This window comes from Streptomyces sp. NPDC048002 (genome assembly GCF_040653275.1).
GTDB lineage: Bacteria > Actinomycetota > Actinomycetes > Streptomycetales > Streptomycetaceae > Streptomyces.
The window spans coordinates 112,973-138,132 of sequence record NZ_JBEZNL010000013.1; the positions used below are offsets into that span (position 1 = coordinate 112,973).

A 25,160-nucleotide genomic window follows, 5' to 3' on the forward strand; every position below is an offset into this window, starting at 1 on the left:
TCGGCGATCAGGAATGCATCACGGGCCGTGATCGTTGACGATGGAGGTACCACCTGACGACAACCGTAAGGATCAAGAGCTCGTGAGCAGCAAGGTCCCCCAGATCACCCTCAACAACGGCGTCGAGATGCCCCAGCTGGGCTTCGGTGTCTGGCAGGTGCCGGACGACGAGGCCGAGCAGGCGGTCGCCACGGCGCTGGAGGCCGGGTACCGCAGCATCGACACAGCGGCGATCTACGGCAACGAGGAGGGCACCGGCAAGGCCATCACCACCTCCGGCGTCCCGCGCGAGGACGTCTTCGTCACCACCAAGCTCTGGAACGCCGACCAGGGGTACGACGCCACCCTGCGCGCCTTCGACACCTCGCTGGGCAAGCTCGGCCTGGACTACGTCGACCTCTACCTCATCCACTGGCCGCTGCCGGCGAAGGACACCTACGTCGACACCTACAAGGCGTTCGAGCAGCTGCTCGCCGACGGCCGGGTCAAGGCCATCGGCGTGTCCAACTTCCTGCCCGAGCACCTGGAGCGGCTGACCGGCGAGACGTCCGTGGTCCCGGCCGTCAACCAGATCGAGCTGCACCCGCACCTCCAGCAGCACGCCTCCCGCGAGCAGCACGCCTCGCTGGGCATCGCCACCGAGGCCTGGTCGCCGCTGGGCCAGGGCAAGGGCCTGCTGGAGGTCCCGGCGATCGTGGCCATCGCCCAGAAGCACAACCGCACCCCGGCCCAGATCGTGCTGCGCTGGCACCTCCAGCTCGGCAACGTGGTGATCCCCAAGTCGGTCACCCCGTCCCGGATCCGGGAGAACATCGAGGTCTTCGACTTCAACCTGGACACCGAGGACCTCGCGGCGATCAGCGCCCTCAACGAGGACCGCCGGATCGGCCCGAACCCGGCGACCTTCGACGTCGTCTGAGTCCGTCGCGGCACGGCGGGCGGCCCTCCTGAAGGGCCGCCCGCCTCCGCCCGGTTGGGCTGTGCCCGTCGCCCGGTTGGGCTGACCCTGTTGCTCAGTTGGGCAGTCCCCGCCGCCCAGTTGGGCAGTCCCCGCCGCTCAGTTGGGCTGACCGACCGGCCGTACGACGACCGTGTTGACGTCGACGCCCTCGGGCTGCCGGATCGCCCAGACGACCGAGTCGGCGATCTGGTCGGCGGTGAGCAGGTGGCCGGGCGGCAGGCTGCCGTAGCCGTCCCAGAACGGGGTCTCGACCCGGCCGGGCGCGATCAGCGTCACGCCGACGCCCCACTGCGTCACCTCGCGGCGGGTGTTCTCGGCGAGCCCGGTCACCGCCCACTTGGTCGCGCCGTAGAGATTGCCCGGCGTGGGCACGAGGCCTGCGACACTGCCCACCAGCACGATCCGGCCCCGGGTCTCCTTCAGCGCGTCGATCGAGGCCCTGATGAGGACCGCCGGCCCGAGGACGTTGGTGAGGATCATGTCCCGCCAGCCCGCCGGATCCCCCTCGGCGACCGTGTCGTGCGTGGCCACACCGGCGTTGGCGACGACCGTGTCGATCCGCCCGAACTCCTTCAGGGTGGTGGCGACGGCGGCCTCGATCCGAGCGTGGTCCGCAGCGTCCCCCTGGAGCGTCAACAGCCCCTCGGGCTCGCCGAGTTCCTCCGCGAAGCCGCGCAGCCGCTCCGCGCCCCGGCCGGTGACGGCCACCCGGTGCCCGGCGTCCAGCAGTTGCCGGGCGACCGCGGCGCCGATACCGCTGCCGCCGCCGGTGATGAGCGCGACCGGAGAATCGGACATGGTGAATACCCCCTGTTTCGACCGGCACCAGGGCGGTGCCGAAGGGGAGTTCATCAGTTGAAGCGCTCTCGAAGTCAAGCCCCGCCGCAGGTCACGCGGCCCGCCCGGGCGGCGGTCGGCGGGCCGCCCGGAAGCGGGACGCCTCAGGCGGTGCGGACCGCGGTGTGGACGGTGCGGGCGGTCAGGACGAAGAGGTCGCCCCGCCGGTGCACGCTCGCCTCGTCCTCGGGGTCCAGGAGCCGGTCCAGCGTCGCCCGGTCCTCGGCGTCGAGGTCCTCGCCGAACACCTCCCGGAAGCGGCCGAAGGTGGCCGCGGCGACGGCGCGGGCCCGGTCGGGGGCGGGGGCGGGCAGGTCGAGCAGGAAGGTCCGGGTGCCGGTGGGCCGCAGCCCGGCGGCGGACATCAGCGCGCGCCAGTCCTCGGACACCGCCACCCCGTCCGGCAGGTCGGTGCGCATCTTGCTGAACCAGTCCTCCTGCACCGCGTCGATGCGCGCCTGGAGGCCCGGACGGCCGAGGCCGAAGTCGCGGGGCAGGAAGCGGGTGGGCAGGCCGCCCTCGACGAGGGCGAGCGTGCCGCCCACGGCGAGCCGCTCGGCGCAGGCGGCGACGGCCGCCTGCTGGTCGCCGAGGTGGTGGAGGCTGTTGCTGGCCCAGATCAGATCGGCGGGGTACTCCAGATCGGCCATGACGTCGGGGAGTTCACCGGTCAGGGTGGAGAAGCGGTCCGCGACACCGAGCCGCTCCGCGCGGGCGCGGGCCATCTCCAGCAGCGGTTCGGAGCCGTCGACGGCGACCACCCGGGCGCCGGGGAAGGCGTCGGCGAGCATGCAGGAGACGACTCCGGGGCCGCTGCCCGCGTCGACGATCAGCCCGGGTTCGGTCTGCTTCCCGCCGAGCCAGGCGAGGGCGTGCTCGTGCAGCGGCGTGTACAGCTCGGCCTGGGTTTCGAGGTGCTCGGCCATCTCGGCCCAGTCGATGTCGGTGTGGTCGTGGTGATGGTCGTGGTGGTGGTCGTGCGCGTGACGGTGTGCGTGATCGTGATCGTGCGCCATGATGGCCAGCCTCTCCTCCGGGTGCGGCCAGCGTGCGCCGACGCACCGGCGGGAGGCAAACACTGTTGCCGTAACCGCAAAAGCGACCGTCGCCGGGGCCCGGTGCGTACCGGGCCCCGGCGGGGGTCAGCCGCTTACGGCAGCGGCGGGTAGGCGTTCTGCATCAGCTGCTGGAACTGGGCGGAGAACCAGTGCCCGGAGATCGGGGCGTTCGGCAGGGCGCCGGACAGGTTGTTGCCGTTGCGCGGGTTGCCGGTGTACGTCGGGTCGCACATCCGGTCGAAGCCCTTGCCCTCGTCGTTCGCGATCTCCTGGCTCGCGCCGTCGGACTCACCCGGGGGCTTCATCCAGACGTAGGCGTCGATCCCGGTGGCCGGGGCCGCCTGGGGACGTTCGCCGAGGCCCGCTCCGGACTGGTTGCACCAGTTGCCGATGTGGATGCGGCGGTCGTAGCGGCCGCCGTCGACGTAGGTGTCCACGCTGGTCGTGGCGCCGGGTCCGGCCGGCCGGGCGGTACCGCCCCAGCCGTTGCGGGAGGTGTCGATCAGCATGCCGATGTCGGTGTTGAAGCCGACCGAGACCAACTGGTTGCGGAAGCCCTGGGCGAAGGACTGCTCGTCCACGTACCGGTTCCAGTCGACCCACTTGGACTCGCGGACCGACTTGCCGGCCACGGAGTCGTTGATGGTGAAGTTGTTCTCCTTCAGGGCGCTGTAGTTGGCCGTGTTGGTGATGAAGCCGTGCACGTCGTTGACGGTGGCGCCCTCGGCGGTCGCCGCCTCCTTGAACAGCTGCGCCGACGGGGCGAAGTTGTCGTCCCAGCCGATCCAGCCGTGGTGGCCGGCGTCCACGTAGTTGTAGACGTTGGGCACGTCGCCCAGCTCGCTCAGCGCGTAGCCGACGCCCTTGACGTAGTTGCCGTTGGCCTTCATCACGTCGCACTGCGGGGTGGCGGTGGGCCGGCTGCCGGTGTTGGTGACGAGGTTGGGCAGCGAGTCGATCTCGACGGTGGTGACGATCCGCAGCGAGGCGTACTTGGGGTCGGCGAGGATCGCGGCGATCGGGTCGATGTACTCGGTCCGGTACCGGCCGATCTCGGTCGGGCCCAGCTCGCCGTTGGAGGCGAGGGCGGCGCAGTCGCGGCCCGGCAGGTTGTAGATCACCAGCTGGACGACGAGTTCGCCGCTGCCCTTCTGCGTCAGCGCCTCGTCCAGGTGGTCGCGCAGACCCATGCCGCCGTTGACGCCGTTGATGGCGGCGATGCGGTCCAGCCACACCCCGGTCGGCTGGTTGGAGATGCGGCTGCCGCCGGGCTCGGCCGCGGCCTTCGCCGACCACTCGGGGTTCACATAGACCTGGGCTCCCGAGTACGGGTTGTCCACGCGCCCGGTCGGGTCCGGATCCGGGTCCGGGTCGGTCCCGCCGCCGCCGTCGACGTTGCAGGTCACGCCGTCCAGCGTGAAGGTGGCCGGGATCGCGTTGGTGCCGCTGTAGGAGCCCTGGAACCCGAAGCTGACCGTGCCGCCCGTGCCGAGGGAGCCGTTGTAGGACTCGTTGGCCGCGGTGACGGCGGTGCCGCTCTGGGTGATCCTCGCGTTCCAGCCGTTGGTGACCTGCTGGTTGCCGGCGTACGACCACTTCACGGCCCAACCGGTCTTGGCGGCGCCGTTGTTGGTGACCGTGACGGCGGCGGTGAAGCCGGTGCCCCACTGGTTCTGGATCTGGTAGTCGACGGTGCACGGTACGGCGGCGGTGCCGATCTCGTCGGGCACGGCGGCGAGCGCCGTCCCGGAGGCCCCGGCGACCAGCGCCAGGGCAGCGAGCATCGCAGTTCTGGTACGACTCATGAGTGCGGGTTCCTTCTCGGTGAGAGGGGTTGTCCGTTCAGGGCGCGCAGGTGAATCGCGCAGCCCGATGCCGTACGACGTGGGGATCCGTCGTATGAGCCGATCGGGGCGGGACCCGAGGAGCGGTCCCGGGTGTGACGGTCCGGCCCGGATGGGTCCGGCCGCGGTCGTCGGACCCCCTCGCGCCCCGGTCGGTGAAGGAGCGGCCGCTCGCTTCCGTGCCGGAGCCGAAGGGGTTGACGTGCCATGCCGCGGCCGGGCTTCCGGTGGGGTCACCGGGCCGGCGGGTCGGCCATGGGCCGTTGACTCCCCCGCGGACAGCGGGGTTCGAGCATCGCAGCCGAACCCGCGAAGCGATCATGCCCCTGACAAGGGCGACTGCTCCGGGGACGGCTAAAAGTACTGAACGCGGGGGGTGGCGCATGAGCGACTCCTTGCAGATCAGGCACGCCGCGACAGGCGTGCCGACTGATGGAACCGCTCCCACTGGTGTCACCGAAGGTAGCGCCAAGTGACGGTAAAGGACAGGGGGGCTGCTGACTTTTGCTCAAGTCGTCCCGTCGAACATTTTCGACTCTTCAAGCATCTTGACCCCTCGCACCCCCGTCCTCACTATGGGAGCGCTCCCACTGGTTCAAGCCTTGACTTCTCCGAGCCGCAAGGAGGAACCAGCACATGCAGCCCCCACCCCGGAGGCGAAGAGCGCTACGGCGTGCCTGGACAGCCGTCGTCGCCGCTCTGGCGCTTCCTCTCACCCTGCTCGCGACCGGCACGACCCCCGCTCAGGCGGCGCCGCTGCAGTGCAGCGTCGACTACAAGACGAACGACTGGGGATCCGGCTTCACCGTCGATCTCACCCTCACCAACCGCGGTACGGACGTGATCGACGGCTGGACGCTGACCTACGCCTACACGGGCAACCAGCGGCTCAGCAACGGCTGGAACGGCACCTGGACGCAGTCCGGCCAGGGCATCACCGTGCGGAACGCCTCGTACAACGGCCGGATCGCGGCCGGCGCCGCGGTCTCCACCGGGGCGCAGTTCAGCTACAGCGGCACCAACACCGCGCCCAGCTCCTTCGCGGTCAACGGCACCACCTGCGTCGGCGCCCATCAGCCCCCGATCACGGTGCTGACCAGCCCCGCCGCGGGGGCCGTCTACTCGCAGGGTGACGCGGTGCCGCTCGCGGCCACCGCCGCGGCGGCCGACAACGCGACCATCAGCAAGGTCGAGTTCTACGACGACACCACCCTGCTGGGCACGGACACGAGCGCGCCCTTCTCGCTCTCCGTCTCAAGCTTGACCGTGGGCAGTCATTCCTTGCTGGCCAAGGCGTACGACAGCCTCGGCGCGTCCGCGGAGTCCACGCCGGTCGGCATCACGGTCGCCTCGGGTCCCGCCGTGGTGGCCTCCGCCAACCAACTGGCCGTGCAGCAGGGGCAGACGGGGACGTACGATCTCAAGCTGTCGACCCAGCCCGCGGCGAACGTGACCGTCACCACCGCCCGGACGAGCGGCAATTCGGGTCTGTCGGTGACCGGCGGCGCCTCGCTCACCTTCACGCCCTCGAACTGGAACACCGCGCAGCGCGTGACCGTCACGGCGGACGCCTCCGGCACCGGCGCGGCGACCTTCGAGTCGACCGCGAACGGACACGCCAAGGCCACGGTGACGGTGACCCAGATCGAGGCGTCGGGCGAGTACGACGCCCGGTTCCTGGAGCTGTACGGGAAGATCACCAACCCGGCGAACGGCTACTTCTCCCCCGAGGGCATCCCCTACCACTCGGTGGAGACGCTGATCGTGGAGGCCCCGGACCACGGCCACGAGACCACGTCGGAGGCGTACAGCTACCTCCTGTGGCTCCAGGCGATGTACGGCAAGGTCACGGGTGACTGGACCAGGTTCAACGGGGCCTGGGAGATCATGGAGAAGTACATGATCCCCACCCACGCGGACCAGCCGACCAACTCCTTCTACAACGCCTCCAAGCCCGCGACCTACGCGCCCGAGTTGGACACCCCGAACGAGTACCCGGCCAAGCTCGACACCGCGGTGTCGGTCGGCCCGGACCCGATCGCGGCGGAGCTGAAGAGCGCGTACGGCACGGACGACGTGTACGCCATGCACTGGCTCCAGGACGTGGACAACGTCTACGGCTACGGCAACTCGCCGGGCAAGTGCGAGGCGGGCCCCTCGGACACCGGTCCGTCGTACATCAACACCTTCCAGCGCGGCGCGCAGGAGTCGGTGTGGGAGACGGTGCCGCAGCCGACCTGCGACGCCTTCAAGTACGGCGGCACCAACGGCTATCTGGACCTGTTCACCGGTGACGCCTCCTACGCCAAGCAGTGGAAGTTCACCAACGCCCCGGACGCCGACGCGCGTGCGGTGCAGGCCGCCTACTGGGCGGACAAGTGGGCCGACGCGCAGGGCAAGGGCGGCGAGATCTCCGCGACCGTCGCCAAGGCCGCGAAGATGGGCGACTACCTGCGCTACGCCATGTACGACAAGTACTTCAAGAAGGTCGGCAACTGCGTGGGGCCGTCCGCCTGCCCGGCCGGCACCGGCAAGGACTCCTCGCACTACCTGCTCTCCTGGTACTACGCCTGGGGCGGCGCCACCGACACCTCGGCGGGCTGGGCCTGGCGCATCGGCTCCAGCCACGCGCACGGCGGCTACCAGAACCCGATGGCCGCGTACGCGCTGGCCAGTTACGCCGACCTGAAGCCCAAGTCGGCGACCGGCCAAGCGGACTGGGCGAAGTCCCTGGAGCGGCAGATCGAGTTCTACCGCTGGCTCCAGTCGGCCGAGGGCGGTATCGCCGGCGGCGCGACCAACAGCTGGGCGGGCCGGTACGCGACCCCGCCGAGCGGCAAGTCGACCTTCTACGGCATGTACTACGACCAGCAGCCCGTCTACCACGACCCGCCCTCGAACCAGTGGTTCGGCTTCCAGGCATGGTCGATGGAGCGGGTGGCGGAGTACTACCAGCAGACCGGGAACGCGGCCGCCAAGACGGTCCTCGACAAGTGGGTCGACTGGGCGCTGGAGCACACCACCGTCAACCCGGACGGCACCTATCTGATCCCCTCCACGCTCCAGTGGTCGGGCCAGCCCGACACCTGGAACGCCACGAGCCCCGGCTCCAACGCGGGACTCCACGTGACCGTCGCCGACTACACCAACGACGTCGGTGTGGCCGCCGCGTACGCCAAGACCCTGACGTACTACGCGGACCGCTCCGGTGACACCGAGGCGGCGAGCACGGCGAAGGCGCTGCTGGACGGCATGTGGGACAACCACCAGGACGCCCTCGGCATCGCCGTCCCGGAGAACCGCGCCGACTACAACCGCTTCGACGACCCGGTGTTCGTACCGAGCGGCTGGACCGGGACGATGCCGAACGGCGACACGATCAACGCGTCGTCGACGTTCGACTCGATCCGCTCCTTCTACGAGGACGACCCGGCCTGGTCGAAGATCGAGTCCTATCTGGCCGGCGGTGCGGTGCCGTCCTTCACCTACCACCGGTTCTGGGCGCAGGCGGACATCGCCCTCGCCATGGGTTCGTACGCGGAGCTGCTCGAGTAACCAGCCCCCGCCAGGCGCTCACCGGCGCCCCGAAAGGCTCCGCGTACGTGGTCCCGCCACCTGACGGCGGGACCGGACGCCGGGCGGTCCCCTCCCGCACGGGGGACCGCCCGGCACATCCAGCTTCACCGAGAAAGCGCTTGCCCACTCGCACGTCCACCCCCACCCCGAAAGGACTCCCCCGTGCGAAGAACCCGCATCCTCACGGCCGTCCTGGCGCTGGCGGCCGGTCTCCTCGCGGGCACCCCGCCCGCCCTGGCCGCCGAGCCCGCCGAGCCCGCCGAGCCCACCGAACGAGCAGCGGCGGCCGTGTCGATCACTGCCGACACCTACACCTGGAAGAACGCCCGGATCGACGGCGGCGGATTCGTCCCCGGCATCGTCTTCAACCGCACCGAGCAGAACCTCGCCTACGCCCGCACCGACATCGGCGGCGCCTACCGCTGGGTGCAGTCCTCGAAGACCTGGACACCGCTGCTGGACTCGGTCGGCTGGGACGACTGGGGCCACACCGGTGTGGTCAGCCTCGCCTCCGACTCCGTCGACCCGGACCGGGTCTACGCGGCCGTCGGCACGTACACCAACAGCTGGGACCCGGGCAACGGAGCCGTGCTGCGCTCCGCCGACCGGGGCGCCACCTGGCAGAAGGCGGACCTGCCCTTCAAGCTCGGCGGCAACATGCCCGGCCGGGGCATGGGCGAGCGCCTCGCCGTGGACCCGAACCGCAACAGCGTGCTGTACCTGGGCGCGCCGAGCGGCAAGGGGCTGTGGCGGTCCACGGACTCCGGGGCCTCCTGGTCGCAGGTGACGAACTTCCCCAACGTCGGCGACTACGCCCAGGATCCGAGCGACACCAGCGGCTACGCCTCCGACAACCAGGGCATCGTCTGGGTCACCTTCGACGAGTCCACCGGCACCGCGGGCAGCGCCACCCGGACCGTCTACGTCGGGGTCGCCGACCAGGACAACGCGGTGTACCGCTCGACGGACGCGGGCGCGACCTGGACCCGGCTGGCCGGGCAGCCCACCGGCTACCTGGCGCACAAGGGCGTCCTGGACGCGGAGAACGGCCAGTTGTACCTCTCCTACAGCGACAAGGGCGGTCCGTACGACGGCGGCAAGGGCCAGTTGTGGCGGTACACCACGGCGACCGGCGCCTGGACGAACATCAGCCCGGTGGCGGAGGCCGACACCTACTACGGCTTCAGCGGGCTCACCGTCGACCGGCAGGACCCCGGCACGGTGATGGCGACGGCGTACAGCTCCTGGTGGCCGGACACCCAGATCTTCCGGTCCACCGACTCCGGCGCGACCTGGACGAAGGCGTGGGACTACACCTCGTACCCCAACCGCGCCAACCGCTACACCATGGACGTCTCCTCGTCGCCCTGGCTGACCTGGAACGCCAATCCGTCGCCGCCCGAGCAGACCCCCAAACTCGGCTGGATGACCGAGGCGTTGGAGATCGACCCGTTCGACTCCGACCGCATGATGTACGGCACGGGCGCGACGATCTACGGCACCGAGGACCTCACCGACTGGGACAGCGGCGCCCAGTTCACCATCCGGCCGATGGTGCAGGGCCTGGAGGAGACGGCCGTCAACGACCTGATCTCTCCCCCGTCGGGCGCCCCGCTGCTGAGCGCCCTCGGTGACATCGGCGGCTTCCGGCACACGGACCTGACCAAGGTGCCGGCGATGATGTACACCCAGCCGAACTTCACCTCCACCACCAGCCTGGACTTCGCGGAGTCCAACCCGAACACGGTGGTCCGGGCCGGGAACCTCGACTCGGGCCCGCACATCGCGTTCTCCACCGACAACGGCGCCAACTGGTTCGCGGGGACCGACCCTTCGGGCGTCAGCGGGGGCGGCACGGTCGCGGCGGCGGCCGACGGCAGCCGCTTCGTGTGGAGTCCGCAGGGCGCGGGGGTGCACCACACCACCGGCTTCGGCACGTCCTGGTCGGCGTCGACGGGCATCCCGGCGGGCGCGGTCGTGGAGTCCGACCGGGTCGATCCGAAGGTCTTCTACGGCTTCAAGTCCGGCAGGTTCTATGTCAGTACGGACGGCGGGGCCACCTTCACCGCGTCCGCGGCGACCGGTCTGCCGAGCGGCGACAGCGTCCGCTTCAAGGCACTGCCCGGCACCAAGGGCGACGTCTGGCTGGCGGGCGGGGCGAGCGACGGCGCGTACGGGCTGTGGCACTCCACCGACGGCGGTACGAGCTTCACCAAGCTCTCCGGCGTCGAGCAGGCCGACACCATCGGCTTCGGCAAGGCGGCCCCGGACGCCACCTACCAGACGCTGTACACCAGCGCGAAGATCGGCGGGGTGCGCGGCATCTTCCGCTCCACCGACCGGGGAGCCACCTGGACGCGGATCAACGACGACGCCCACCAGTGGGGCTGGACCGGCGCGGCGATCACCGGTGACCCGAGGGTCTACGGCCGGGTCTATGTCGCCACCAACGGCCGGGGGGTCATCTACGGCGACTCCTCCGACAGCGGCGGCGGGACGGATCCCGACCCCGATCCCGACCCGGGGCCGACCGGCGCCTGCGCGGTGACGTACGCGGTCACCAACCAGTGGCAGGGCGGCTTCCAGGCGGACGTACGCCTGACCAACACGGGCACCGCCGCCTGGTCCGGCTGGTCCCTCGACTGGTCGTTCCCGAACGGCCAGACCATCGGCCAGATCTGGAACGCCGAACGCACCCAGTCGGGTTCCGCGGTCACGGCGAGGAACGTCGGCTGGAACGCGAACGTGGCGGCCGGAGCCTCGGTGAGCTTCGGCTTCACGGGCAACTGGTCCGGCACGAACGCCGAACCGGCTTCCTTCAAGGTCGGCGACCAGAACTGCGCGGTGAGCTGACCCGGACGGACCGAACGAGGGGCGCGTGCCGTGACCGGCACGCGCCCTTCGCCATGTCGTCGCGGAGCGGGCAGCCGCATGGCCCCCCGCGGGGAGACGGGAGGCGCGGCGGACCTCGCCACGGCGGGGCCCGGAACGGGGCCTCACCAGGGGAGGAGCGGGTCCCGCGCGATCAACGATGCACCAGAAATCGGCCACGGGATAGATGCGTGACCGAAAGCCGCGCCTCCGAGTCGGTCAGGGTGTGTACACGGTCGGGCGCGGGGCCGTCGCCATGCCGTCGCCGAGGAAGAAGCTCGGGTGCGGGGGCTGGTTGTAGGCGGTGTTCTGCCAGGCCAGACCGGTGCGGTACATCGTGTCGTGGAGCAGGGTGGTGATCCTGGTGGTGGTCTCGTACGGGGTCGAGTAGATCCGCAGGGCAGTGTTGTCGGTCGTCGGCCAGACGACCTCCTCGCGCCAGTCGCCGAGGATGTCCCCGGAGAGCGACGGGGTCGCCTTGGTCCCGTTGTTGGAGTGGACCGAGGCGGCGGTCAGCAGCCGGGTGTCCGAGGAGGTGCCGTACTTGTCGATCCGCGTGCCGTCCAGGAGTTCCCGGACGGTGTCGCCGTCCCACCAGGACAGGAAGTTGACCGACGAGGGCTCGCGGCCCTTGGTGGCGCCGGCCTCGTCCCGGATCGACGTGTCCGAGGCCGACCAGACCTCAGCGCCGTCGTTCCCGGCGTACACGTCACCGGCGACCCCCCGGCCGTTGTCGCAGCAGGCGGCGAGCTTCCAACGGACGGCCCCGTTGGCCGGGTCGATGTACAGCTCCGCCGGCTGCGAGCTGGACTCGGAGACCTTGAAGTACTCCAGACCCGCGCTCGACGGGTCGAGGTCGGCGAGGTGCTGGGCGTCGCCGTGGCCGGTCTTCGCGGTCCACAGGCCGTTGCCGTTGTCGTCGACGGCCATCGAACCGTAGACGATCTCGTCCTTGCCGTCGTTGTCGACGTCACCGACGGACAGGCTGTGCGAGCCCTGACCGTCGTACCCCTTGCCGGAGTTGGTGGAGGAGTTGGTGTCGAAGGTCCAGCGCCGGGTGAAGGCACCGCCGCGCCAGTCCCAGGCCGCGATCACGGTCCGGGTGTAGTAGCCGCGCGCCATGATCAGCGAGGGGCGGGAGCCGTCCAGGTAGGCCGTGCCGGCGAGGAAGCGGTCGACCCGGTTGCCGTAGGAGTCGCCCCAGGAGGACACCGTGCCGCGGGCCGGGACGTAGTCGACGGTGCCCATCGCCCGGCCCGTCTGCCCGTTGAACATGGTCAGGTACTCCGGGCCGGACAGCACATAGCCGCTGGAGTTGCGGTGGTCGGCCGAGGAGCTGCCGATGACCGTGCCGGTGCCGTCGACGGTGGCGTCGGCGGTCTTCATGGCGACCTCCGCCTTGCCGTCGCCGTCGTAGTCGTAGACCTGGAACTGCGTGTAGTGGGCGCCGGAGCGGATGTTGCGGCCCAGGTCGATGCGCCACAGCCGGGTGCCGTCGAGCTTGACGCCGTCGACGATCGTGTTGCCGGTGTAGCCGGACTGGGAGTTGTCCTTGGCGTTGGTGGGCTGCCACTTCAGCACCAGGTCGAGGGCGCCGTCGCCGTCGAGGTCCCCGACGGAGGCGTCGTTGGCCTCGTAGGTGTAGGCCACCCCGTCCGGGGTGCTGCCCCCGGCGGGCGGGGAGATGGGGACGTCCTTGTATCCGGAGCGGAACTGCACCGCGTGGACGGAGTCGCCCTGCTCCACGCCGTTCACGACCGCGCGGACCGTGTAGTCGGCGGTGGCGGGGGCGCCGGAGTGGAAGTAGTTGGTCGAGCCGGTGACGGGCGTCGGGTTGACCTTCGTACCGGCGCGGTAGACGTTGAAGGAGACGCTGTCGGGGTCGGTGCCGAGCCAGCGCCAGCTGACCAGGTTGCCGCTGCCGGTGTACACGCTGACCAGTCCCCGGTCGAGGGCCTCGACCTGGCGGGCGGTGGCGGCCTCGGCGGTGCCCGCGCCGCTCAGCGCGGTCAGTCCGGCGGCGACGAGGGCGGCGGTCGCGCCGAGCGCGGACAGCACGACCCGGTTTCTGCGGTGCCGGTGGCGGTGCGGGTTCGGGCGCGGGTGCGGGTGCGGGTGCTTCACGAGACGTACCTCCTGGGAGGACGGACGAGTTCCGTTACCTCTCAGTGGCCGCTGTCGTGCGTGAAGTTGCCGTACTTCTCGGCCAGTTCGCGGACGGTCCCGGCGATCATCACGCGCAGCTCGGCCGGCTGGAGCACCTCGACGTCCGCGCCCAGGCGCAGGAACTCCCCGTGCGCGTGGCCGACGGACTCGATGGGGACGACGGCCCGGGTCCAGCCGTCCGGTTCGGTGGTGAGGGTGCGGGCCCGGGGCAGGGTCCGCCCCGGTGCCAGCCGGACCACCGCCTCGCCGCGGTGCAGACGGGCGTGGAAGTCCCGCTGGTACGCCGTCCAGTGGGCGACCAGGTCGAAGTCCGCGGGACGGGTGAACTCCTCGCCCAGGGAGAGCAGTTCGAGGATCTGGTCGACGCGGAAGGTGCGCGGTCCCGGCCCCGCGACGACGTACCAGCGGCCCGCCTTGAGGACCAGCCCGTACGGTTCGAGCCGGCGCTCCACGTCGGTCGGCTCGCGCCACCGGCGGTACCGCACGGTCAGGACCCGGCTGTTCCAGACGGCGTCGGCGACCGCCGGGAGGAACGGGGTCGCGTCGGCGTCGGCGTACCAGCCGGGCGCGTCGAGGTGGAAGCGGGCGCTGATCCGGTCGGCCCGCGCCGGGAGCGCCGCCCGCACCTTCAGCTCGGCGGCGGCGAGCAGCGGACCGAGGCCCAGTTCGGCGGCGGGCCCCGGCACCCCCGCGAGGAACAGCGCCTCGGCCTCGTCGGCGGTCAGTCCGGTGAGCCGGGTGCGGTAGCCGTCGAGGAGCCGGTAGCCGCCGGCGTGCCCCGCGTCCCCGTACAGGGGCACTCCGGCCGCGCCGAGCGCCTCGACGTCCCGGTAGACCGTGCGCACCGACACCTCCAGCTCCTCGGCGAGCTGGGCGGCGGTCATCCGGCCCCGGGTCTGGAGGAGCAGGAGGATCGAGACGAGACGGCTGGACTTCACTGACACAGGATGTCAGTGAAGCCGTCCTAACGTCACGCCATGCCCTTCACGGAGAAACTGCTGACCGTGCCGCCGCCCATCGAGGTGGCGGGCCGCCGGATCAAGCGCTACCACGTCACCGCCGACCCGGACGGCATCGCCCCGGAGGTCGAGAAGGCGGCGTACGCGTTCCTGCCCGAGCTGCTGCCGGAGCCCGACGGCACGCCCGCGGCGACCTTCGTCGTCCTGCACCGCGGCGGTGACGACGGCGCCTACCTCAACGCCTACAGCTGGGTGTGGGACAACGTGCTGCACTTCCGGGGCGCGGCGGCGGGCCAGCCGGTGCTCGGCTGCCCGGACCGCGATCCGGCGCACTTCGTCGCGCCCGGCCTGCCCTGGATCGGCTGTGTCTGGGAGCTGCCGCCGATCCAGCACGAACGGGACGCCTGGGTTAGGCACATGCTGGCGCCCGACCTCCCCGACCTGGAGGCCTACGTGGCCGACTCCCTGCCCGAGGGAACCACCGGAGACCGCCGATGAGCACCGCGCACGACTTCGACTTCCTGCACGGCCGGTGGCAGGTCCGCCACCGCCGCCGCACCGCCTTCCTCGACGCGGACAGCGCCTGGGAGGAGTTCGGGAGCACCACGCGCTGTTGGCCGCTGTTCGACGGCGCGGCGAACGTCGACGAGATCGACATGCCGCATCTCGGCTACCGGGGGCTGACCCTGCGGCTGTTCGACGTGGAGAGCCGGCAGTGGTCCCTGAACTGGGCCGCGAGCAGCAGCGGCAGGCTGTTCCCGCCGGTCACGGGGGGTTTCGAGGGCGGCCGCGGGGAGTTCCGCGGCGTCGACAGCCATGACGGCGCGGACGTGTCGGTCCGGTTCGTGTGGTCGGGGATCTCCGCGACCACGGCCCGCTGGGAACAGGCCTTCTCCACCGACGACGGGGCGAGCTGGCTGACCAACTGGGTCATGGACTTCACCCGGGCCTGACGAAGGCCCTCAGATGGAACACGGGGTCGGGGCGGCGGCGCTCGGGGTCGGGCAGCGCCTCAAGACCGGCGGCGAAGCGCTCCGCGACGGGGGTGCCGGGCGGCAGCTGGGTGAACCAGCCGCGCCGCAGGTCGGCGGCGGCACCGCGAGGGCTGCGCCCCTGCCCGAGGCCGGTGAAGGCGGCGCTGCCCGCCGGGCGCAGGCCGTGCGCGGTGGCGCGGGCCTCGACCAGGGCCGCCGCGTCCGGTGCCGCCCGGCGGGGGCGCGGCTCCAGCACCGCGTCGATGTCGCTGCCCACGTCGTGGGAGGCGGCCTTGTCGACCGTGGTCACATAGACCCCGCCCGGCCGCAGCACCCGGGCGCACTCGGCGACCACGGCGCCCATGTCGTCCCCGCGGTCCAGCAGGTGCAGCAGCCACACACTGGTGACCGCGTCGAAGGTGCCGTCGGGGAAGGGCAGCCGGCGGCTGTCCGCCAGCACCACCGCGCCGGGCAGCCGCTCGGCGGCCATCCGGGCCATACCGACGGTCAGATCGGCGCCGGTCACCCGCAGGCCGGGCCGGGCCTCGGCGAGCCTTCGGGTGACGATGCCGGTGCCGCAGGCCACGTCGAGCAGGCGGCGGGCACCGGCCGGGATCAGCCCGAGGACGGCGGCGGCGGCCGCCGCCGCCCGGGGCTCACCGCCGCGCAGGGCGTCGTAGGCGGCGGCTTCCTTGTCGTAGTCGAGCACGTGGCCCTCACTCGGCCCCGTGTCCCGCGGCGACACCCTCCACCCGGCGGGCCAGCTCGAAGTCCTTCTCGGTGACCGCGCCGCCCGCGCTGTGGGTGTTCACGGTCAGGGAGACCGTGTGGTAGCCGAGCGTGAGGTCGGAATGGTGGTCGAGTTCGTCCTGGACCCGGGCGACATGGACCACCAGCGCGGCGGCCGCGAAGTGGGAGGGGAGCCGGTAGACCCGGGCGATGCGGTCCCCGTCGAGCGACCAGCCCGGCAGTTCCGCGAGGCGGTCCTCGATCTCCTTCTGCGACAGCGGTTCTGCGGCCATGCGCGGCTCCTCGGGGTGGCTGCGGACTCCCTCTCAGCGTGCCACACCGGGCCCGTCGAGGCGCTGGTCACACGGGGGCTTTCCCGCGCGTGCCGCCTCTTCGTCTACGGTCGTCGTATGACCGTGACCTCCGCCGACCGCGGCGTCGGCCCCCTGCTGCGCGCCTGGCGGACCCGGCGCCGGGTCAGTCAGCTGGAGCTGGCCCTGCGCGCCGACTCCTCGGCCCGGCACATCAGCTTCATCGAGACGGGCCGCTCCCGGCCCAGCGAGGAGATGGTGCTGCGGCTCGCCGAGCATCTGGACGTTCCGGTCAGGGAGCGCAACGCCCTTCTCCTGGCCGCCGGTTACGCCCCGCACTACGCGGAGACCCCGCTGGACGACCCGGCGCTGGACGCGGTGCGCACCGGCATGGAGCGGCTCATCCAGGGCTACGAGCCCTACCCGGCGATCGTGGTGGACGCGACCTACAACGTCCTCGCCGCCAACCGGGGCATCCTGATGCTGCTCGACGGGATCCCCGAGCGTCTGCTGGCGCCCCCGCTGAACGCGATGCGGCTGACCCTGCACCCGGAGGGACTCGCGCCGCGCATCCGCAACCTGCGCGAGTGGCGCGGCCATCTGCTGGAGCAGATGCAGCGGCAGATCGCCCTGCACCGCTCCGAACCGCTGCGCGCGCTGTACGAGGAGGTGTCGGCGTACCCGGTGCCCGAGACGGAGAACGCCGAGGGCACGGACCGGGAACCCGGGGAGCCGGTGGCGTACTTCGCCCTGCCGCTGCTGATCGAACACGCGGGCCGGACGCTGTCCTTCGTCTCCTCGATCTCCACCTTCAACACCCCGATGGACGTGACCGTGGCCGAGCTGGCCATCGAGACACTGCTCCCGGCCGACCCGGCGACGGTCAAGTACCTTCAGTCCATGCTTCCCTGACGGGCTTTCAGCGCCAGGTGCTGAAGGGCGGCGAACCCGGCGACGGTGAGCGCCTGGAGCACGGTCCACACCGCGCCGGTCACGGTCGGCGTCAGCCACACGGCCGGCGCCAGCAGACTCAGGCCGGCCCAGGCGAAGTTGGCCTCGATCACGATCCGCACGCCGAGCGCGGCGGGCCGGGGCCGGGCGGCGAGCAGGGCGACGGCGCCCGCGTAGAGCGCGAGGAAGGCACCGAGCGCGAGCAGGAGGGCCGAGTCGGCCCCGAACAGCCGGCCCAGGGGGCCGGAGGCGGCCAGGTAGGCCAGGGCGTTGGCGCCGGTCACCACGGCGTCCAGGACGAGGAACCGGCGCAGCGCGGTCCGCGGGTCGGAGGTCCGGGCGAGCGCGGTGAGGTGGGTCGCGGACATGGGAACACCCTCCGTCGGGTCGGATGTACGGCAGCGGAACCCGGGGCCGGGTCGGAGTGCGCCGACCCGGAACCCGGTGACCCGAGCATCGCGCCCCCGCCCCGACCTGGTCGATTACCTCCCGGGTCATGGCGGCCACGGACAGTGGCGAGCGCCTCACCCTCGAACAGGTGAGCCCGGAAGCGGAACGTGGCAGACTGCACGCGTACTTCGGCGCGTAGGGGAGGGCGTGGCGTGAGTGAGCGGCGGCCTGCGCCGACCGTGGGCCAGGTGGTGCTCGGCAAACGGTTGCAGGAACTGCGGGAGGCGGCCGGGCTCAAGCGCGAGGAGGCCGCGAAGGTCCTGCGCGTGGCCTCGGCGACGGTACGGCGGATGGAGATGGCCGAGGTCTCCCTGAAGATCCCCTATGTGCAGGTGCTGCTGGACACCTACGGGGTGCCCGCGGAGGAGGCGACGGCCTTCGTCTCGCTGGCCGAGGAGGCCAACCAGCCGGGCTGGTGGCAGCGCTACCACGACGTGCTGCCGGACTGGTTCAGCCTTTACGTGAGCCTTGAGGGCGCCGCGCGGATGATCCGCTCCTACGAACCGCACTTCGTCCCGGGCCTGTTGCAGACGGAGGAATACGCGCGGGCGGTGCTGGAGGCGGGGACGATCGGGCAGAACGGCCCGGAGAGCATCGAGCGCCATGTGTCCCTGCGCATGGAACGCCAGCGACTGCTGGAGCGGCCGGACCGCCCGCATCTGTGGGTGATCATGGACGAGACGGTACTGCGGCGCCCGGTGAGCGACCGCAACGCGGTGATGCGCGGTCAGCTCGACCGGCTCCTCGACATCGCCGAGCAGGAGCGGATCACCCTCCAGATCGCGGAGTTCGCCCGCGGCCCCCACCCGGGGACGTACGCGCCGTTCACCCTGTTCCGGTTCGGCGAGCCCGAACTGCCGGACATGGTCTTCACCGAGTATCTGACCGGCGCCCTGTACCTGGACTCCCGCACGGAGGTCGCGGCCCACCTGGAGGTCCTGGACCACATGTCCACCAGTGCCGCCTCCGCCGCCCGCACCCGCGAGCTCCTGCGGGACCGCCGCGCGGACTTCTGACCCGTACGGGCGCCGTCAGCGGGTGCGCTCCCCGGCTCCGGCCTAGGTTCGGGACCACGGGCCAGCAAGGGAGCGCATGTGACGGACACCCGGACTCCGCCCACCGAGCCGCGCCGGGGCGTCCCCGCCACCCGCCTCGGCGGGCCGGCCGGACCGGACGGGCCGCCGGTGACGACGGTGTACGTCCTGCTGCCCGCCCGGTACGGCGTGGGACGGCTGCCGCCGGTGTCGGTGGAGAATTTCCACGCCCCGCGCGGACGCCGGACCACGGACGACGCGGAGGAGACCTGATGCCCTCGGACGCAGTGCTCTACCAGGCGGCGGCGCTCTGCCTGACCCACCCCGACGACGACTTCCGCGCCCGGCTGCCCCTGCTGCGCGAAGCCGCGCCTCAACTACGGGAGTTCACCGACCACGCGGCGGTCACCGACGCCGGTGAGCTGGAGGCTCACTATGTACGGATCTTCGACCTCAAGACCGGGCACAGTCTGTACCTGAGCTGGTGGCAGGACACGGACACCCGGCGCCGCGGCACGTCCCTGATCCGCTTCAAGGACGTCTACCGGACGCACGGACTGGAGTTCAGCGGCGAGGAACTGCCCGACTTCCTGCCCGCGGTGCTGGAGTTCACGGCCCGCACCGGCGACACCGGACTGCTGGTCGAGCACCGGGGTGCCCTGGAGCGACTGCGGTCCCGCCTCACCGAGGTCGGCACCCCGTACGCCTGCGTACTGGACGCCGTGTGCGCCACGCTGCCGCCCGCGCCCGCCGGGGCAGGCCGATGACCACGACGCTGACTCAGCCGGTCACCCGCTCCGGCTCGCGCGGCTCGCCGCGCAACGCCACGGCGCGCCGGGGCCGGTCGGTGATCAGGACGTCGACCCGGGGATGGTCGAGAAAGGTGCGCATCAGGGCGTCGTCGTTGACGGTCCAGACCATGGTGAACAGACCGTGGCGGGTGGCCTCCCGCAGCACGCTCGCCCGGGCGAGCTGCTGGTTGACCGCGACCCCGTCGGCGCCGCAGGCCCGGACCCGGCGCATGGGCAGCAGTTCGCTGAGCCGGGTCCCGGGCAGCCGGGCCCAGCCGATCTCCCTGCGGTCCCGTCCGAGCGACAGGGCCGTGCGCACCCCGGGGAAGTCGCGGGAGATCGCCGCGACGGAACGGTCCTCCAGGGTGGTGGCGACGAACCCGTCCGCGCCGAGCAGGACGACGGCCCGGTCGATCACCTCCCGCTCGTGGCCGGTCTCCTTGAGGTCGAGGTGGCCGACGAGCTTGCCCGCGATCAGCGCCATGACCTCGTCCACGACCGGCACCGGGTACCCGGCCCGCTCGCTCAGCTCGGCGTGGGTGATCGTCGACAGCGGCGGACCGGTGTGCTCGGCGCGGGCGTCGTGGTAGACGACGAACACCCCGTCCGCCGTCCGCCGGATGTCGAACTCGACGTACTCGGCGCCGCTGAGCAGTGCGTCCTCGTACGCCTCCCAGGTGGCGGCACCGGCTTGTTCGGAACCGCCCCGGTGGGCGGAGACGGCGGGTCGTCGCGGCATGGTCGGTCAACTCCCTGATGGGGTACGGGGCGCGGGCACCGGGGCGGGCGGGTCGTTCGCGGACAGCAGGGTGCCCGGCCGGCGGCCGACCCTCCGCAGCAGCAGGTACCCGACGGCGGTCAGGACGACGAAGGGCAGCCAGGCCAGGGCGTACGCGGTGCCGTACCGGCCGAGGTCGAGGATGGAGCGGCCGCCGTCCACGTTGGTGGCGTTGACGCCGAAGAACGCGAGCAGCAGCGTCGGCGGCAGGGCGATGAGGGTGGCGGCGGCGACCAGCGCGGAGACGATCCGGTTCTGGCGTTCGTCCCGTTCGGCGAGGGCCGCGTCCAGGGCGGCCGAGCGGGCGTTGATGACGGAGGTGAGCCGCTCCACCATGCGGGCGGAGTTGTCCAGGCTGTCGCGGATGCCGAGGGTGTCGCGCAGCGAGGACTGGAAGCCCTCGGTGAGCATCTCCGGGATCAGCAGGCTGTCGACGTACGCCTCCACCCCGAAGGCCAGGTCGAGTTGGAGCTCGTTGACGCCGTCCGAGAGCCGGGAGATGAGGGTGCGGACCTCGGAGGGCGAGTCGGTGAGGGCCTGCTCGTTCTCCTTCATCATCGTGAAGGCGACGAGCCGGGTGCGCTGGAGCACGGCCAGCGCCGAGATCATGCCGAGGGCGACCACGGCCAGGCCGTTCTCCACGTGCGGCGCCCAGCCCGCCTGCACGGAGACACCGCGGCCGTGCGCGGTGAGCGTGATGCCGTGGTTCCTGAGGTTGGGCGGCACGCTGACGGCGAGGCGCTCGGCGGCCGGCATCTTGCCCCGGTAGATGATCCCGTTCAGCTGGGCCGCCTGGCGCGGCCCGTCGTCGTGGGTGAGCAGCTCCTCGCGTAACCGGCCGCCGGGGAAGACGAGTTGGTGCACGTTCAGACCGAAGGTGAGGGGTTGGTCCAGGCCCAGACGTTCGCCGACCGCGGCCAGCAGCGGGCGGTCGCCCAGGTACAGGCGGTCCCGGTCGAAGCAGGTGGTGGCCAGCCAGGAGGCGACGTCGGACCCGTCGGTGTCGCCCTCGAACTCGCAGTCCAGCAGCAGGGTGGCGTCACCGCGCGGGGTGGCGACGACGAGGAGGCCGACGGCGGAGAGGGCCAGCCCGTGGTCGCCGTCGGGCAGCCGCAGGTCCGCGGGGTCCGGGCGCTCGGTCAGCACCGGTACCGGCAACACGGCGCCGCCGGAGGTCAGATGGGGCTCGAAGCGGCCGAAGTGGAAGCGGTCGACCAGTCCTTCGGTGGCGTCACCGGGCGGTCGGACCCGGCAGCCCAGACTGAACAGCAGCAGTATTCGGGTGCGTTCCCGAGCGGCGGAGTCGAGCACCGGCGCGCTGCCGGTGGTTCCCGTGACCATCGCGTTCCCTCCGAGTCATCGGCGTCCGTGTCCTACCCCGAACCGACCTCGCGCAGGCCGCCCGGGGTGGGCGACCTGCGCGAGCCATGATCCACGAAGCTCAGGCGAGCTTCGCGTCCAGGGTGATCGGAACGGCCTTGAGGGCCTGGCTGACCGGGCAGTTGGCCTTGGCGTTCTCGGCGGCGGCGACGAAGCCGCTCTCGTCGAGACCGGGCACCTCACCCTCCACGGTCAGGTGGATGCCGGTGATGCCCTCACCCGGCTGGAAGGTGACGTCCGCCGAGGTGACGAGCTTGGTGGGCGGGGTGCCGGCGCCGGCCAGACCGTGCGAGAGCGCCATGGAGAAGCAGCTGGAGTGGGCGGCGGCGATCAGCTCCTCAGGGCTGGTCTTGCCGTTCGCCTCCTCGGCGCGCGACGGCCAGGACACCGCCTGCTCGCCGATGCCGGAGGAGTCGAAGGTGACGGTGCCGCTGCCCTCAAGCAGGTTGCCTTCCCAGACGGTGTGTGCGGAGCGCGTGGTGGCCACGGTGATTCCTTTCGGGTGGTCCCGGCTGCGGGGTTACGGGGACATCCGATCACACTCCGCCTCAACTCACCCGGAAGACCGGCCCACGCGGGCTGAACGGCAGCCGCGCTCCCCGCGGGACCAGGTAGGCGTGCTCGCGCCGGACCCGCAGGGCGTCGCACCAGCCGTCGGTGATCACCAGCACCGGCGCGCCCGGTGGGAAGTCGTCGGCGCGGTGCAGCAGGTCGATGCCCGGCTGGAGCACCGTGCCGCCGCGGCCGTGCACCCGGACCCGTCCGGCGATCTCGGTGACCGGTACGTAGCCCGCGTCGTGCGGGGCCGTGTCGCAGAACACCACCCGCGCCGCCGGTACGTCCCGGGCCTCGGCGTAGGAGGCGATGGCGCCGAGCGCCTTGCCGAGCAGCACCCGGTCCATGGAGGCGGAGGTGTCCAGCACGACGCCGAAGGTGCAGCGGGCGACCTCCTCGGGCGGGAAGTACCGTCCCGCGCGCGGGATGTCGGGGGTGGACGCCTGCCGGCGGGCCGGGCGGGCGTAAGTGCGCACGGGTTCCGGCCGGGGCACGAACTCGTCGAACCAACGGGCCAGTCGGGCGTCCCAGGGCAGCGGCGGATGGCTGAGCGCGCGGATCTCCTCGACCAGTCCGCCGGGCAGGAAGCCGCGTTCCTGCCGCTGGTGCAGGTCCAGGCCCTGGTGGAGGCCTCGCCGGTAGAACTCGTCGAGGTCGACGTAGTCGCCGGGCGGGCGCAGCGGGGCGCCGAGGATGTCGCCCACGCCCTTGCCGCGCAGGGTGGCCAGGCGCCGCATCCGGCGCAGGTCGCCGGCGATGCGGTCGTAGACCTCCTCGGCGGACAGGCCCGCGAGCCGGGGGTCGTGCAGCAGGCCCTCGGGCATGGTGCCGACGTCCATCTCGTTCAGCCAGCCGTTGACGACGTAGTCGCAGGCGATGTTGAACAGGTAGGGGTCGCGGGTGCCGCGGCGGTCGCCGTGGCGCAGGGCGGCGTGCAGCATCTCGTGGGCGAGGACGAACCGCCACTCCTCGTCGTCGAGGGAGACCAGCGGGTTGACGTAGATCTCGCCCGCCTCGGCGTTGACGGCGGCGACCGAGATGCCGTGCGCGCGGGCGAGTTCGGCGTCCGCGACCAGTTCGACGCCGGCCGCGATGCCCGCGAGCAGCGGGTAGGAGGCGATGAACCAGGCCAGGGCGCGCTGCCAGGGGCGCGTGGGGGCGGCTTCGCCGGTCAGGCTGTCCCGGTGGCCGGCCGCCATGTCCATCGCCGCCGACACCGTCCGGGTGAGGGCGGTGGCGAACGCGAGCTGGTGGTCGGGCGGCTGTCCGTACCAGCCGTGCCACTCCTCCAGCAGCAGGTCGGGGGCGTCGCCCGCGGTGCCGCAGCGCGCGTAGGGGGCGGGGACGCCGTCGCGCCGCCAGCGCGCGGCGAGCTGCTCCTCGTCGCCGTCGGGGTAGGCGGCGGGCAGGTCCTCCGGGGTCCGGCCGATGGGGAAGCCGAGCAGGAAGCGGTTGACGACGACGCAGCGGGCGGCCAGTTCGCAGGCGTCGGGCTGCGTGCGGGCGCCCTTGGCCGCGGGGACGTGGCCGAAGCCGAGGTGGAGGACGGCGTGCGCGAGGGCCCACGCCCAGGCGGCCGGGTCGGCGGTCCGGTCGGGGTGGATGTGCAGGGTGGCGGCGGAGTCGACGCGCACCAGGCCCTCGCGCGGGGCGAGTTGGCAGCTCTCCTGGCGGCAGACGTCGAACTCCACAGCCGCCAGGGCCGGGTTGGCCTTCACCAGCCGCAGGCCCTCGGCGAACGCCTCGGCCGCGAGGTCCCGCTTCTTCGGCCGGTTCCGGCTCACCGGCGCGCCTCCACCAGGCGCGGCATGTCCCGGGCCGCCTCGACGAGGAACCAGGAGGGCAGGACGGGGTTGCCGTCGGCGTCGGAGGCGATCACGGTCCGGGCGACCTCGACGGAGACCTCCGCGAGCTGCACCAGCAGCGACTTGGCCCGGTACGCGGTCTGGCGGCCGTTCGCCGACATGTGCTCCTTGCTGGCGGGCAGTTCCTTGACCAGGCGGCCGCGGAAGGAGTCGGCGAGGTAGTAGAGCAGGTCGCGGTCGGCCGGGCCGCTCGGCCAGCGGGCGTCGCCCTTGATGATGGCCTCGATGCCGAACCGGCTGCGGACGATCTTGACGTAGCCGCAGAACGCGGTCGCGTGGGCGGGCGTCAGCGTGCCGTGTGCGAGGACCTTCAGGGTCTCCTCGTCCAGGCCGGCCCCGAAGGAGTGCAGGGCGTCGGAGAGCATGTGCCAGGAGCGGGGCGTGGAGAACGGCTCCTCGGTCTTGGGCGGCTTGGACCACAGGTGGTCGGGCCGGTCGGAGAGGTGGTCCACCACCCAGGGGTGGATGTCGTTGCCGCCCGCCCAGACCAGCCAGTCCTTGGGGGACGCCTCCAGGTGCACATGGGTGAGCCGGTTGACCAGCGCGGAGCCGATGGGCCGGGCGAGGGCGTTGTCGGTGGCGCGGTTGCCGGCCCCGATGACGATCGACCCGGCGGGCAGCTCGTAGGAGCCGATCCGGCGGTCCAGGATCAGCGAGTAGAACGCCTTCTGCACGTCGGGCGTGGCCGCGTTGAGTTCGTCGAGGAAGAGGCAGTACGGCTCGTCGCGGGCGATGGTCTCCGGCGGGCAGAACACCGACCGCCCGTCGCGGATCTGCGGCACGCCGATCAGGTCCTCGGGGGCGAGCTGGGTGCCGAGCAGGCTGACGCACTCCAGGCCGAGCGACTCGGCGAAGTCCCGCACCAGGGAGGACTTCCCGATGCCGGGGGCACCCCAGACGAAGACCGGCCGGACGGTGGCCAGGCCCAGGAGCAGTTCGGGCAGACGGGCGGGGGTGACGGTGACAGCGGCCTGCAAGGCAGGGCTCCCTCTTTTTGCGCCTGAACCGGCGCCGCTCTCGCGGATGTGGTGGGTCGCCGTCGAGGTTCTCAATTGATGGTCGGCGCAGTC

At 71.8% G+C, this 25,160-nt stretch carries 22 protein-coding genes; 9 read left to right on the forward strand and 13 right to left on the reverse strand.

Annotation, left to right across the window (positions count from 1 at the left end; genetic code table 11):
• Positions 1–82: 82 nt before the first annotated feature.
• On the forward strand, positions 83–919 hold the full coding sequence (locus tag AB0E07_RS18645; RefSeq protein ID WP_362252678.1) for an aldo/keto reductase: 837 nt from the start codon (positions 83–85) through the stop codon (positions 917–919).
• A 138-nt stretch (positions 920–1,057) separates the two neighbouring features.
• On the opposite strand, the gene AB0E07_RS18650 is transcribed toward AB0E07_RS18645, so the two are convergent.
• The 3 genes from AB0E07_RS18650 to AB0E07_RS18660 all read right to left on the reverse strand — a co-directional run bounded on the left by AB0E07_RS18650 (position 1,058) and on the right by AB0E07_RS18660 (position 4,661).
• Positions 1,058–1,759 carry an SDR family oxidoreductase gene (locus AB0E07_RS18650; protein WP_362252681.1) on the reverse strand — a complete coding sequence of 234 codons (702 nt, stop codon included), beginning with the start codon at positions 1,757–1,759 and terminating at the stop codon, positions 1,058–1,060.
• Between the two features lie 143 nt (positions 1,760–1,902).
• Positions 1,903–2,814, reverse strand: a complete 912-nt coding sequence (locus AB0E07_RS18655; RefSeq protein ID WP_362252684.1) for a class I SAM-dependent methyltransferase — start codon at positions 2,812–2,814, stop codon at positions 1,903–1,905.
• A gap of 134 nt (positions 2,815–2,948) precedes the next feature.
• Complete coding sequence (locus tag AB0E07_RS18660; RefSeq protein ID WP_362252687.1) at positions 2,949–4,661, reverse strand: glycoside hydrolase family 6 protein; 1,713 nt, start codon at positions 4,659–4,661, stop codon at positions 2,949–2,951.
• A gap of 675 nt (positions 4,662–5,336) precedes the next feature.
• Here AB0E07_RS18660 and AB0E07_RS18665 point away from each other — a divergent pair.
• Positions 5,337–8,255: a glycoside hydrolase family 48 protein gene (locus AB0E07_RS18665; RefSeq protein WP_362252690.1), complete on the forward strand. Its 2,919-nt coding sequence runs from the start codon at positions 5,337–5,339 to the stop codon at positions 8,253–8,255.
• 183 nt (positions 8,256–8,438) lie between these two features.
• Positions 8,439–11,129, forward strand: coding sequence for a cellulose binding domain-containing protein (locus AB0E07_RS18670; RefSeq protein WP_362252694.1), 2,691 nt, complete (start codon positions 8,439–8,441; stop codon positions 11,127–11,129).
• Positions 11,130–11,366: 237 nt separating this feature from the next.
• On the opposite strand, the gene AB0E07_RS18675 is transcribed toward AB0E07_RS18670, so the two are convergent.
• Both AB0E07_RS18675 and AB0E07_RS18680 read right to left on the reverse strand, forming a co-directional pair.
• The gene (locus AB0E07_RS18675) at positions 11,367–13,205 is read right to left on the reverse strand and encodes a rhamnogalacturonan lyase (protein ID WP_362252860.1); all 1,839 of its coding nucleotides are present in this window, start codon (positions 13,203–13,205) and stop codon (positions 11,367–11,369) included.
• Positions 13,206–13,312: 107 nt separating this feature from the next.
• Entirely contained in the window at positions 13,313–14,251 is a 939-nt protein-coding gene (locus AB0E07_RS18680) for a YafY family protein (protein ID WP_362252697.1), read from the reverse strand.
• A 39-nt stretch (positions 14,252–14,290) separates the two neighbouring features.
• Here AB0E07_RS18680 and AB0E07_RS18685 point away from each other — a divergent pair, with 39 nt between their 5' ends.
• Complete coding sequence (locus AB0E07_RS18685; protein ID WP_362252700.1) at positions 14,291–14,770, forward strand: hypothetical protein; 480 nt, start codon at positions 14,291–14,293, stop codon at positions 14,768–14,770.
• Complete coding sequence (locus AB0E07_RS18690; RefSeq protein ID WP_362252703.1) at positions 14,767–15,225, forward strand: hypothetical protein; 459 nt, start codon at positions 14,767–14,769, stop codon at positions 15,223–15,225. The genes AB0E07_RS18685 and AB0E07_RS18690 overlap by 4 nt, the downstream gene beginning before the upstream one ends.
• On the opposite strand, the gene AB0E07_RS18695 is transcribed toward AB0E07_RS18690, so the two are convergent.
• Both AB0E07_RS18695 and AB0E07_RS18700 read right to left on the reverse strand, forming a co-directional pair.
• Positions 15,212–15,955: a class I SAM-dependent methyltransferase gene (locus tag AB0E07_RS18695; RefSeq protein ID WP_362252706.1), complete on the reverse strand. Its 744-nt coding sequence runs from the start codon at positions 15,953–15,955 to the stop codon at positions 15,212–15,214. The genes AB0E07_RS18690 and AB0E07_RS18695 overlap by 14 nt on opposite strands.
• Before the next feature lie 7 nt (positions 15,956–15,962).
• On the reverse strand, positions 15,963–16,268 hold the full coding sequence (locus AB0E07_RS18700) for a 4a-hydroxytetrahydrobiopterin dehydratase (RefSeq protein ID WP_362252709.1): 306 nt from the start codon (positions 16,266–16,268) through the stop codon (positions 15,963–15,965).
• 117 nt (positions 16,269–16,385) lie between these two features.
• On the opposite strand from AB0E07_RS18700, the gene AB0E07_RS18705 reads away from it, so the two are divergent.
• Complete coding sequence (locus AB0E07_RS18705; protein ID WP_362252712.1) at positions 16,386–17,198, forward strand: helix-turn-helix transcriptional regulator; 813 nt, start codon at positions 16,386–16,388, stop codon at positions 17,196–17,198.
• Here AB0E07_RS18705 and AB0E07_RS18710 read toward each other — a convergent pair.
• The gene (locus tag AB0E07_RS18710; protein ID WP_362252715.1) at positions 17,180–17,605 is read right to left on the reverse strand and encodes a hypothetical protein; all 426 of its coding nucleotides are present in this window, start codon (positions 17,603–17,605) and stop codon (positions 17,180–17,182) included. The genes AB0E07_RS18705 and AB0E07_RS18710 overlap by 19 nt on opposite strands.
• Positions 17,606–17,839: 234 nt before the next feature.
• Between AB0E07_RS18710 and AB0E07_RS18715 the strand changes: the two genes are divergently transcribed.
• From AB0E07_RS18715 to narJ, 3 genes are all read left to right on the forward strand, one after another.
• Positions 17,840–18,703, forward strand: coding sequence for a helix-turn-helix transcriptional regulator (locus AB0E07_RS18715; RefSeq protein WP_362252718.1), 864 nt, complete (start codon positions 17,840–17,842; stop codon positions 18,701–18,703).
• A 78-nt stretch (positions 18,704–18,781) separates the two neighbouring features.
• Complete coding sequence (locus AB0E07_RS18720) at positions 18,782–18,994, forward strand: hypothetical protein (protein WP_362252721.1); 213 nt, start codon at positions 18,782–18,784, stop codon at positions 18,992–18,994.
• The gene (narJ, locus tag AB0E07_RS18725) at positions 18,994–19,488 is read left to right on the forward strand and encodes a nitrate reductase molybdenum cofactor assembly chaperone (protein WP_362252724.1); all 495 of its coding nucleotides are present in this window, start codon (positions 18,994–18,996) and stop codon (positions 19,486–19,488) included. Before AB0E07_RS18720 ends, narJ begins: the two co-directional genes overlap by 1 nt.
• 13 nt (positions 19,489–19,501) lie before the next feature.
• Here the strand turns inward: narJ and AB0E07_RS18730 are convergent, their stop codons facing one another.
• The 5 genes from AB0E07_RS18730 to AB0E07_RS18750 form a co-directional block, all read right to left on the reverse strand.
• Complete coding sequence (locus AB0E07_RS18730; protein WP_362252728.1) at positions 19,502–20,251, reverse strand: glycerophosphodiester phosphodiesterase family protein; 750 nt, start codon at positions 20,249–20,251, stop codon at positions 19,502–19,504.
• Between the two features lie 6 nt (positions 20,252–20,257).
• Positions 20,258–21,631, reverse strand: coding sequence for a CorA family divalent cation transporter (locus tag AB0E07_RS18735; protein ID WP_362252732.1), 1,374 nt, complete (start codon positions 21,629–21,631; stop codon positions 20,258–20,260).
• Positions 21,632–21,731: 100 nt separating this feature from the next.
• Complete coding sequence (locus AB0E07_RS18740) at positions 21,732–22,157, reverse strand: OsmC family protein (protein WP_362252735.1); 426 nt, start codon at positions 22,155–22,157, stop codon at positions 21,732–21,734.
• A gap of 61 nt (positions 22,158–22,218) precedes the next feature.
• The gene (locus AB0E07_RS18745; protein ID WP_362252738.1) at positions 22,219–24,009 is read right to left on the reverse strand and encodes a hypothetical protein; all 1,791 of its coding nucleotides are present in this window, start codon (positions 24,007–24,009) and stop codon (positions 22,219–22,221) included.
• Complete coding sequence (locus AB0E07_RS18750; RefSeq protein ID WP_362252741.1) at positions 24,006–25,067, reverse strand: MoxR family ATPase; 1,062 nt, start codon at positions 25,065–25,067, stop codon at positions 24,006–24,008. Before AB0E07_RS18750 ends, AB0E07_RS18745 begins: the two co-directional genes overlap by 4 nt.
• Between the last annotated feature and the right edge of the window lie 93 nt (positions 25,068–25,160).